Origin of the sequence: Roseomonas rosulenta, assembly GCF_016106005.1 — a bacterium.
In the GTDB taxonomy this organism is placed as follows: Bacteria; Pseudomonadota; Alphaproteobacteria; order Acetobacterales; family Acetobacteraceae; genus Neoroseomonas; species Neoroseomonas rosulenta.
Genome location: NZ_JACADR010000165.1, coordinates 1 through 10,009, shown reverse-complemented (window position 1 = coordinate 10,009; position 10,009 = coordinate 1). Strand labels below are relative to the sequence as shown.

At 72.6% G+C, this 10,009-nt stretch carries 10 protein-coding genes; 4 read left to right on the top strand and 6 right to left on the bottom strand.

Features of this window, described 5'->3' with window-relative positions; translation table 11 throughout:
* Positions 1–674: DUF4131 domain-containing protein (locus HW578_RS17630; RefSeq protein WP_198371924.1), on the bottom strand; the 674-nt coding region annotated here is incomplete at its 3' end.
* A gap of 105 nt (positions 675–779) precedes the next feature.
* On the opposite strand from HW578_RS17630, the gene gltX reads away from it, so the two are divergent.
* Positions 780–2,183 (top strand): glutamate--tRNA ligase, encoded by a 1,404-nt coding sequence (gltX, locus tag HW578_RS17625; protein ID WP_198371923.1) that lies wholly within the window; start codon positions 780–782, stop codon positions 2,181–2,183.
* A 171-nt stretch (positions 2,184–2,354) separates the two neighbouring features.
* Here the strand turns inward: gltX and HW578_RS17620 are convergent, their stop codons facing one another.
* A complete protein-coding gene (locus tag HW578_RS17620) occupies positions 2,355–3,350 on the bottom strand; it encodes a hypothetical protein (RefSeq protein WP_198371922.1) in 996 nt (331 codons plus the stop codon).
* Positions 3,351–3,410: 60 nt separating this feature from the next.
* Here HW578_RS17620 and HW578_RS17615 point away from each other — a divergent pair, with 60 nt between their 5' ends.
* Positions 3,411–3,725 carry an antibiotic biosynthesis monooxygenase family protein gene (locus HW578_RS17615; RefSeq protein ID WP_198371921.1) on the top strand — a complete coding sequence of 105 codons (315 nt, stop codon included), beginning with the start codon at positions 3,411–3,413 and terminating at the stop codon, positions 3,723–3,725.
* On the opposite strand, the gene HW578_RS17610 is transcribed toward HW578_RS17615, so the two are convergent.
* Positions 3,722–4,684 carry a Bug family tripartite tricarboxylate transporter substrate binding protein gene (locus HW578_RS17610; RefSeq protein ID WP_198371920.1) on the bottom strand — a complete coding sequence of 321 codons (963 nt, stop codon included), beginning with the start codon at positions 4,682–4,684 and terminating at the stop codon, positions 3,722–3,724. The two genes, HW578_RS17615 and HW578_RS17610, sit on opposite strands and share 4 nt — an antisense overlap.
* Positions 4,685–4,767: 83 nt before the next feature.
* Between HW578_RS17610 and HW578_RS17605 the strand changes: the two genes are divergently transcribed.
* On the top strand, positions 4,768–5,841 hold the full coding sequence (locus HW578_RS17605; RefSeq protein ID WP_198371919.1) for a mandelate racemase/muconate lactonizing enzyme family protein: 1,074 nt from the start codon (positions 4,768–4,770) through the stop codon (positions 5,839–5,841).
* A gap of 55 nt (positions 5,842–5,896) precedes the next feature.
* Here HW578_RS17605 and HW578_RS17600 read toward each other — a convergent pair whose 3' ends face one another.
* The 3 genes from HW578_RS17600 to HW578_RS17590 are packed head-to-tail and all read right to left on the bottom strand — an operon-like array spanning position 5,897 to position 8,939.
* Entirely contained in the window at positions 5,897–6,676 is a 780-nt protein-coding gene (locus tag HW578_RS17600; protein ID WP_198371918.1) for an enoyl-CoA hydratase-related protein, read from the bottom strand.
* Positions 6,673–7,695 (bottom strand): amidohydrolase family protein, encoded by a 1,023-nt coding sequence (locus HW578_RS17595; RefSeq protein ID WP_198371917.1) that lies wholly within the window; start codon positions 7,693–7,695, stop codon positions 6,673–6,675. Before HW578_RS17595 ends, HW578_RS17600 begins: the two co-directional genes overlap by 4 nt.
* Positions 7,692–8,939: a flavin-dependent oxidoreductase gene (locus HW578_RS17590; protein WP_198371916.1), complete on the bottom strand. Its 1,248-nt coding sequence runs from the start codon at positions 8,937–8,939 to the stop codon at positions 7,692–7,694. Before HW578_RS17590 ends, HW578_RS17595 begins: the two co-directional genes overlap by 4 nt.
* A 95-nt stretch (positions 8,940–9,034) precedes the next feature.
* On the opposite strand from HW578_RS17590, the gene HW578_RS17585 reads away from it, so the two are divergent.
* Positions 9,035–9,829, top strand: a complete 795-nt coding sequence (locus HW578_RS17585) for an SDR family oxidoreductase (RefSeq protein WP_198371915.1) — start codon at positions 9,035–9,037, stop codon at positions 9,827–9,829.
* The last annotated feature ends 180 nt before the right edge of the window (positions 9,830–10,009 follow it).

Sequence of the window (10,009 nt, the reverse complement as noted above, 5' to 3'; positions counted from 1 at the left end):
GGCGCGGCGCCCGCGCCGGGCGTGACCTCGGCCGGGCCGATGGCGAAGCCCGCGCCCCCCTGCCCGGCGAAGAAGGCGGCGCGCTGGAAGTCCCAGGCGCCGGGATAGGCGGGCGCCGAGGGCGCGCGGACCAGGGCGCGCAGGCTGATCCGGTCGCCGGGTGCCGGCCGCGCCGGGTCGTTGCCGCGCAGGCGCACGCGGATGGTCCGCGGCTGCGGCGCTTCGTCGGGTCCGAAGCGCGCCTCGGCCAGCGTCACGCGCAGGCCCTCGGGCAACAAGTCGACATCCTGCACGATGCCGCTCAGCACGACGGCACGCAGCGGCGGTGCCGTAGCGGGCGGGGCGGCGGCGGCGTGCAGCAGCGCGGCGCCGAACCCCAACCCGGCGGCGGCACACAGGCCGATGAGCCAGCCCGCATGAGGCGCGCGCGTCGCGACCAGCCAGGCCAGCACCACCAGCAGCGGCCCAGGTGCCGCGGCCCAGAGCGCCGGTTCCTCGCGCAGCGCGAAATAGCCGAGGATGCCCGCGCCCATCGCCACCGCGAGCCAGGGCGCGAGGCGCCCGCGCTCACCGGCCAGCAGCACCTCGACGCGCTGCGCCGCGGCGGCCAGGATGGCGCCGATGCGGCCTGCGGCTTCTCGCGCATTGGTGCTGGACAGGTTGGTGTTCCACAACTCCTGCGTTTATTCTGGCACGGCGCGGCCCGGGCGCGGGAGGGGTTTGCGCCCTGGTGCTGCGATCTGGTCTAACGGGCGCCTGCTTGATCGAGCCCAGGTGACATGACCGTCCGTACCCGCTTCGCCCCCTCCCCCACCGGCTACCTGCATATCGGCGGCGCGCGCACCGCGCTGTTCAACTACCTGTTCGCCCGCCACCACAAGGGCGCCTACCTGCTGCGGATCGAGGACACTGACCGCGAGCGATCGACCCAGGCCGCGGTGGACCAGATCCTCGAGAGCCTCGCCTGGCTCGGCCTCTCGCCTGACGAACCCCCGGTCTTCCAGGCGAGCCGCGAGGCGCGCCATGCCGAGATCGCGCACGCCCTGCTCGCGATGGGCAAGGCCTATCGCTGCTGGGCGACGCCCGAGGAGCTGGCGCAGATGCGCGAGCAGGCCGCCGCCGAGGGCCGCCCGCCGCGCTACGACCGCCGCTGGCGCGACCGCGAGCCCGGCCCGGAGCAGGCAGGAAAGCCCTACGCCATCCGCATCAAGGCGCCGATCGAGGGCGAGACGGTGGTGGCAGACCTGGTGCAGGGCGAGGTGCGCGTCCAGAACACCGAGCTGGACGACATGATCATCCTGCGCAGCGACGGCACGCCCACCTACCTCCATGCGGTGGTGGTGGACGACCACGACATGGAGATCACGCACGTCATCCGCGGCGACGACCACCTCACCAACACCTTCCGCCAGTGCATGGTCTATGACGCGATGGGCTGGCGGCGGCCGCATTTCGCGCATATCCCGCTGATCCACGGCGCGGATGGCGCCAAGCTGTCGAAGAGGCACGGCGCCGTTTCCGTGCTCGATTTCCGCGAGCAAGGCTACCTGCCCGAGGCCGTGAACAACTACCTGCTGCGCCTGGGCTGGGGGCATGGCGACGAGGAGATCGTGCCCCATGACCGCGCAGTCGAGCTGTTCGACATCAAGGATGTCGGCCGCGCGGCGTCGCGCATGGATTATGCGAAGCTCACGCACCTCAACGGCGTGTATCTGCGCCAGGCCGATGATGCGCGGCTGACGCGCGCGGTGCTCGAGACGCTCACGAAGCGCGGCGCGCTGTTCGGGACGGATGGCGCGCAGCGCGTGGCGATGCTGATGCCGGACCTGAAGGAGCGCGCGCGCACGCTGGAGGAACTGGCGGGTGCTGCCGCCTTCGCCGCGCATGAGAGCCTGCCGGCGATCGACGACAAGGCGCTGGCCGCGCTGACGCCGGAGGCGCGTGCGCGGCTGCGCGACGTCGCCGAGTTCCTCGCGGATGCGCCGTGGGAGAAGGCCGACCTCGAGCAATGGCTGCGCGACTATGCCGAGGTGAAGGCAGTGAAGCTGAAGGACATCGCCCAGCCGCTGCGCGCGGCGCTGTGCGGCAGCCTGACCAGCCCGCCGATCAACGCGGTGCTGTGGGCGCTCGGGCGCGACGAGAGCCTGCTGCGGATCATCGCGGCGGCGGGCGACGGCGCATGATGGCGCGGCGGCGCCGAGCCTCGCCGGGCTGAGCCGGCGCGGCCGATCAGGGCCGGGCCAGGGCGCATGCGCGGGTGGACGCATCGGGCGCGGTGGCGCTGCGTGTCCTGCGCGTGATGGCGTCGCATGAGGTGCCGGAGCCGATCCGGTTGGCGGGACCGAAGCTGCGGTTCAGGCTGGGCTCATGCGCCAGGCGTGCGGCCCGGCAGGCTCCAGCCGCGCGAAGCGGTCCCACCCCGCCAGCGCGCCGTGCAGCAGCGCCTCCCAGGCCGCCAGCATCGCCGGCGCGTCCAGGCCGCGCAGCAGGGCGATGCCCTCGCGCGTAACCACCACGCTGCCATCGGGCTGCGGTTCGGCCCGCGCGGAATCGCCCTCGGCCGCCGCCAACGCCACCATGAAGGCCGCGAAGTCCGTTGCGCCGAGGGCCACGGCCGTCGCATGGACATGCTGCATGCCCACAAGGCGCGCCGCATGCGCGAGCAGCGCGCCGGCCTGCTCCGCGCCGAACACGTCGATCGCCGCCGCCAGCGCCGTGCGGCAATAGGTCATGGCATAGCCGCGCTTCGCCTTCGCAACACGCTCGGGCGGCCAGTCGGCGGCGGGCAGGCGCGGCGCGGCGGCGGGGTCGAAGCGCGGCATCGCCTCGTGCTTCGCAAAGCGCAGGCGATCCTGTTCAGCCAGCGCGCGGTCATGTTCGATGTAGTAGCCCTCGAGCCCCGGATCGCCGTCCACCGTCTGCCCGGTGCACACGAAGCCGAGGCCCGGACAGCCCAGCATCGCGCCGTTGTTCGCGTGCCAGCCGTGCAGCATGGCGGCATTCACTTCGGACGGAATGCCGCAGATGGTGGCACCGGGCCAGATCCAGCGTGGCGGCGGGTAGCGGATCCAGGCCTTGCGCGGGCTTTCCTCGACATATTCCACGCCCACACCACCGATGACGTTCGACAGGTAGTGGTAGCGGGCCGCGGCAACCGCCGGCGGCAAGCGATCGAGGCCGAGCTTGCGCAGGCCGGGCAGGAAGGTCTCGGCCTGCTGGCGGCGGAACACGGCGAAGACCAGTGCTGCGGCATCGGCGGGCCCACGCCGCGCCACGACCGCGAGCACGATGCCGGTGAACCAGGCGTGGTACCAGTCGGCCACCGCATCCCACGCCGCGCGGTCGGTCACGCGCGCCCCCTTGCGCGTCTCGCCGCACTGCCGCGCAATGCGCCCCGCAGGAGAAACGCCATGTTCGTCGCCGCCAACCGCTTCCGCGTCATCCCCGACCACGCGACCGCCTTCGAGCAGGCCTGGCTGACGCGCGAGAGCCACCTGCACGAGGTCCCGGGCTTCATGACCTTCCACCTGCTGAAGGGGCCGGCGGCCGAGGACCACATCCTCTATTCTTCCCTGACCATCTGGGCCTCGAAGGACGCATTCGAGGGCTGGACGCGCTCCGAGCAATTCCGCCGCGCCCATGCCGGCGCGGGGGGCATGAAGGGCACGACCCTCGGCCCGCCGCAGTTAGAGGGGTTCGAGGTGCTGCAGACCATCGACGGCTAATCGGCGCGCACCCCGGCGCGCTGGATCACCCCGCCCCATTTGTCGAGCTCGGCGCGCAGGAAGGCGCCGAAGTCCGCCGCCGAATTGCCGCCCGGGATCGCCCCCTGGTCATGCAGTGCGCGGCGGATGTCGGGGTCGTTCAGCGCGCCGGCGAGTGCGGCGTGCAGGCGGTCCAGGATGGGCTGCGGCACCCGTGCCGGGGCCACGAAGCCGTGCCAGTTGTTGGCGTCGACCGTGGGCAGCCCGACCTCCGCCATGGTCGGAACATCGGGGATCCATTCCAGGCGCTGCTGCGTACCGACCGCCAGCGCGCGCAGCCCGCCCGCGCGGATATGCGGCAGCAGGATGGGGAGGTCGGCGAAGCCGAGCTGCACCTCGTTCTGTAGGATGGCCAGCGCGAGCGGCGCGCCGCCGCGATAGGAGACGTGGGTGATCTCGATGCCCGCCGCCATGCGGAACAGCTCGCCCGCCAGATGCGGCATGCTGCCCGACCCGGCCGAGCCGTAGTTCAGCCGCCCGGGCTGCGCCTTCGCCGCCGCGACGAGGTCGGCCACCGTGCGGAAGGGCAGCGCGGCGGGCACCACGAGGGGTTCGGGCACCAGCACGCCGAGCGTGAGCGGCGCGAGATCCCGCAGCGGATCATATGGCGTGCCGCGGTCGAGCCGCGGCGAGATGGCGAGCCCGCCTGCGCTGCCGATGCCGATGGTGTATCCGTCGGGTGCGGCCTTCGCGACCGCGTCCACGCCCGTCACGCCGCCCGCGCCGGCGCGGTTGTCCACCACGATGGGCTGGCCGAGCGTGGCGGAGAGCCGCGGGGCAAGCAGCCGCACCACGATGTCGGACGGGCCGCCGGCGGCGAAGGGCACGACGATGCGGATCGGGCGGTCGGGCCAGGCCTGCGCGCGGGCGGGTGCCGCGATCGGCAGGGCTGCGGCGGCGAGCAGCGCGCGGCGGTTCATGGGCATCCTCCAGTGGCCGGCTTCTGCGCGCCGGCGGTCCGTCGCAGTATCGCCGCAACACGCCGCGCACGAAAGGGAACGCCATGAGGATCACCCGCGTCACCACGCATCACCACCGCACGGACTTCACCTACGGCGCGAGCGCGGGCGGCGTCGGCGGCAACCTGCACCTGCGCGCGATGGACACGCTGCTGGTGCGCGTCGAGACCGACACCGGCCTGCATGGCTGGGGCGAGGGATTCGGCTTCACGCTGGTGGAGACCACGAAGGATGCGATCGACCGGCTGATCGGCCCGGCCTGCATCGGCCAGGATGCGACGGACATCGCCGCGCTGATGCGCATGCTGGCGCGCCGCTTCCACAATTTCGGGCGCAACGGGGCGGTGAGCTTCGGGCTGTCGGCCATCGACATCGCGCTGTGGGACATCCGGGCGAAGGCGGCGGGGGTGCCGCTGCATGCGCTGCTGGGCGATGCGAGGCGCGGTTCCGTGCCGGCCTATGCCTCGCTGCTGCGCTACGGCAAGCCCGACGATGTCGCGCGCAACGTGACCGAGGCGCTCGCGCGCGGCTACCGCCACATCAAGCTGCACGAATTCGACCTGGCCTGCATCCGTGCCGCGCATCGCGCCGCACCCGACACGCCGCTGCTGCTCGACATCAACTGCGTCTGGAACACCGAGGAGGAGGCGGCGCAGTTCTGCGAGGACGTGGCGGGCCTCAACGCTGCCTGGGTGGAGGAGCCGATCTGGCCGCCGGAGGACATCCCCGCCATCGCGCGCATCCGCGCCGCATCGCCTGTGCCGATCGCGGCGGGGGAATGCAACGGCACGGTCGAGGATTTCTGCCGCATGTTCGAATTGCGCGCGGTGGACGTGGCGCAGCCGTCCATCACCAAGATCGGCGGCGTGTCGGCCATGCTCGAGATCGCGGAACTGACGCGCGAGGCCGGCGTGCGCCTGGTCCCCCACTGCCCGTATTTCGGGCCTGGTCTGCTCGCGACGCTGCACTTCCTCGCCGCGAGCGAGGAAGCGGAGCCGATCGAGATCTACTTCGCCGACCTCGCGCGCGCCCCCTATCCGGCGCTGATCCCGCGCGATGGCGCGATCGCGGTGCCGGATGCGCCGGGCCTCGGCTTCGAGCCCGACCTGGCGGCCTGACCGCGGCGGGTCGCCGCCGCGATTCCCCGTGCCGTCCGCTGGCGCGCGGCATCGGCTACCGGTTCCGCCACGCCGGCTTGCGCTTCTCCGCAAAGGCACGCGGGCCTTCGACGTAGTCCTCGCTGTCGCGGTTGCGCTGCTGCGCGGGGTACATGGTGCCGATCGCCTCGCGCAGCGTCGGCGCGTCCATGCCGGCATAGACGCATTGCTTGGACGCGCGCACCGCCAGCGGCGAGCATTCCAGGATCAGCGCCGCCCAGCGCTTGGCGGCCGCCAGTGCCTCGCCGGCGGGCACCACCTCGTTGACGAAGCCGAGCGTCCTGCCCTCCGCCGCGCTCACGCGCCGGCCGGTCAGGATCATGCCGAGCGCCTGCTTCTGCCCGATCATGCGCGGCAGGCGGTGGACGCCCCCTGCCCCGGCCACCAGCCCCACGCGCGGCTCCGGCAGCGCGAAGACAGCGTTCTCGGCGGCGATGATCAGGTCGCAGGCGAGCGCGATCTCGAACCCACCACCCATCGCGATGCCGTTCACCGCGGCGATCAGCGGCTTGTCGAGGTCGAAGCGCGTCGTCAGCCCCGCGAAGCCCGAGGGTGGGGTCGGCCCGCGCTTCCCCGCGGCCTGCACCTTCAGGTCGTTGCCGGCGGAAAACGCGCGGTCGCCCGCGCCGGTGACGATGCCCACCCAGAGGTCGTCGCGCGCGGCGAATTCGTCCCAGACCTGCGCGAGCTCGGCATGCGCCTCGCTGTGCAGTGCGTTCATCACCTCGGGCCGGTTCAGCGTGACGATGCGCAGGCGGCCCTCGTCGGCCACCGTGCAGAAGCGGTGCGTGGTCATGCGTCGATCCTGTAGATGCGGGCGGCGGTGCCGCGGAACAGGTCGTCCTTCTCGGAGGCCGATGCGCCGGCGGCGAGCCGCTTGAAGGCGTTCCATCCGGCGGCGTAGCCGTAGCCGCCCTTGTCCACGGGGAAGTTGCTCTCGAACATGCAGCGGCGGGTGCCGAACATCTCGATGATCGGCTCCATCCAGGGGCGCCAGGCCTCGGCCAGCATCTGCGAGGACGGCGCGATCGCCCCCTGCTCCAGTCCGAAGCCCGGCAGGCGCATGCCCAGGCCGCCGCATTTCACCACCACGTTCGCGCAGGCGGACAGCGCGCGCATGTTCGCCGACCACGCGGCGAAGACCTCGTCGCGCCGGTTTGCATAGCCGCGGATGCCGAGCACACCGCCGCAATGGTTCAGCACGATCGGCACCTCGGGATGCGCCTCAGCGAGCCGCACCAGGCGCGGGATCTGGTGGAAATACAGCCAGGCCTCGAAGGACAGGCCGCGCTTGCCCAGTTCCGCGAAGCCGGCGCGGAAGCCCGGCGTGTCGAGCATGTCCTCGGCCGGGGTATAGGCCGGGTTCAGCATCTCCGGGTCGGGGTCCCAGGTGGCGGAATGGCGGATGCCGCGGAAGCGGCCATTGCCCGCGGCGATGTGCGCATCGAGCACCGCGCCCGCCGCCTCCCCGCGCGTGAGATCGGCATGGCCCACGATGCCGGCGCAGACGCGCACATCGCCGTAGGTGCCGCTCTCGCACATGGCGGCGATGCCGGCGGCGAACTGCGTCTCGCCGACCGGGCGCAGCTCCTCCGGGCCATCGGCGCGGTGGAAGGCGCGCGCCTGCACCAGCACGGTGGCGCGCACGTCGTGGCCGGTGCGGATGTCGGCCAGGATCTCGTCCAGCAGGTAGCGCCAGCCAGGGCGGTCCCACAGGTGGTGATGCGGGTCGATGATGCGCTGGCCGGGGTCGAGGATCTCCTCGACGCGGGTGGCGAGCCAGTCCTCGCGGACCGGTAGGTAGTGCTGGCTCATGCGGCCCTCCGTGGCGGCGACAGGCTCGGCCGCGCATTGAGCGTGGCGGGCTCGAAGCCGGCCAGGCGCTTGTAGTGGGTGGCGATCTCGACGCGCTCGTTCATCGGCATCACCGCCTCTATGTCCGCGAACCCGTCCGGCGCGCGGGATTCCGCGATGTCGAGCACCACATCCGGCCCGTCGCCGCGCGTCGCCTCCAGAAGTGCTGCGGTGGCCGGGCGGCGGATGGCCTCGTAGGCGTGAAGTGCGGCGACCGGATCATCCTGCGTGGCGAGGTGCAGCGCCAGCGTGCGCGCATCGAGGATGGCCTGCGACGACCCGTTCGACCCGATCGGATAGAGCGGATGCGCCGCATCGCCCAGCAGCGTGACGCGTCCATGCGTCCAGCGCGGCAGCGGGTCGCGGTCCACCATCGGGAATTCGAAGACCGACTGCGCGGAGCGGATGAGCGCCGGCACGTCGAGCCAATCGTAGCGCCAGTCCTTGAACCAGTCGAAGAAGTCCTCGATGCGGCCGGGGCGGTTCCAGTCCTCGCGCTTCCATTCCTGGTTCGGGTCGACGCGGCGCTCGGCGATCCAGTTGGTCAGCTTGCGACCATCGGGCAGGTCGGCGATGGGGTAGACGACGAATTTCTCGTCGCGATTGCCGATCACCGCCATGGTCGCGCCGGTCAGGACGGGCGCGGCGATGGAGGTGGCGCGCCACAGGATCGCGCCGTTCCATTTCGGCGGGCCTTCCTCAGGGTAGAAGCGCGTGCGGGCGGTGGAGTGGATGCCGTCCGCCGCCACCAGCACCTCGCCGCGCGCGCTGCGGCCGTCCTCGAACCGCACGGTCACGCCCGCCGCGTCCTCGGTGGTGCCCGCGAGGCGCGCGCCGAGATGGATGCGCGCATCGCCGAGCCTCTCGCGCGCGACCTCGAGCAGCAGCAGGTGCAGCCGCCCGCGATGGATCGAGACCTGCGGCCAGGTGTAGCCGGCGAGCCGGCCGCGCGGCTCCGACCAGATGATCTGGCCGAAGCGGTTGGCATAGGCGAGTTCCTGCGTGACGATCCCGGCCGCGCAGACGCGCTCCTGCAGCCCGAGCTCGGTCAGTTCGCGCATCGCATGCGGCAGGACGTTGATGCCGACGCCGAGCGGGCGGATCTCTGGGCTCTGCTCGAAGACCTCGCAGTCGATGCCGGCGGCGTGCAGCGAGAGGGCCGCGACCAGCCCGCCGATCCCCCCGCCCGCGATGATGACGCGCATGCGGCGCCCCCTACCGTTTCCCTCGCCCCAGGATAAGGTGCGGCCCTCGCCCCGGCGAGGGGTCCCCGCGCGCCGTGGCCAGCCAGGAGACGCCCATGCCCCGCACCATCCTCATCACCGGCGCTGCCGGCGGAATCGGCCGCGCCATGGTCGATGCCGCGCTGGCCGCCGGCCATGCGGTCGCGGCGCTCGACCGCGATGCGGCCGCGCTTGCGGCGCTGCCCGCGCATGGGCTGCTGCACCCGGTCCTCGCCGACCTCGCGACCGAGCAGGGCTGCGCCGAGGGCATGGCCGCCGCGCTCGCGCGCTTCGGGCGCGTCGATGCGGTGGTGAACAATGCCGGCATCGGCGTGTCGTCCCTGCGGCCGGATGCCGAGACGCGCCTGCCGGGCATCGAGGAACTCGACGCCGCAACCTGGGACCGCTTCTTCGCGATCAACGTGCGCGCGCCGATGCTGCTGCTGCGCGCGGCGCTGCCGATGATGCGCGCCGCCGGCTGGGGGCGCGTGGTGAACAACACCACCTCCTTCCGCACCATGCTGCGCGTGCTGCCCTATGGCGCGACGAAATCGGCGCTGGAGGCGGCCTCGGCGGTCTGGGCGGCCGAACTCGCCGGCAGCGGCATCACGGTGAACGTGCTGATCCCGGGCGGGCCGACCGACACCCCCTTCATCGGCGCCGACAGCGGCTGGTCGCGGGAGGCGATGCTGAAGCCCGCCATCATGGGCCCGCCGCTCGCCTGGCTGCTGTCGGAGGAAGCCGCCGGCTTCACCGGCCAGCGCATCATCGCCGCGCGCTGGACCGGCGACCCCGCCGCGCCGGGCGTGGCGCGCCCGATCGGCTGGCCGGAGCTCGGCGCCGATGCGGTGTGGCTGCAGGGCGGGCGCTGAGGCGCGCGGCGGGATTCACCTCCCGGCAAGGCCGTGTCGCGAAGATCGTGGCCCGATGGCGCGCGACCCCCTCACCACCCTGGCCCGGCTGCGCGCGATCGAGGTCGAGGCCGCGCGCCGACGCCTCGCGGAGGCGCGCGGCGCGCTGGCCCGGCAGCAGGACGCGGCCGCCGCCGCCCA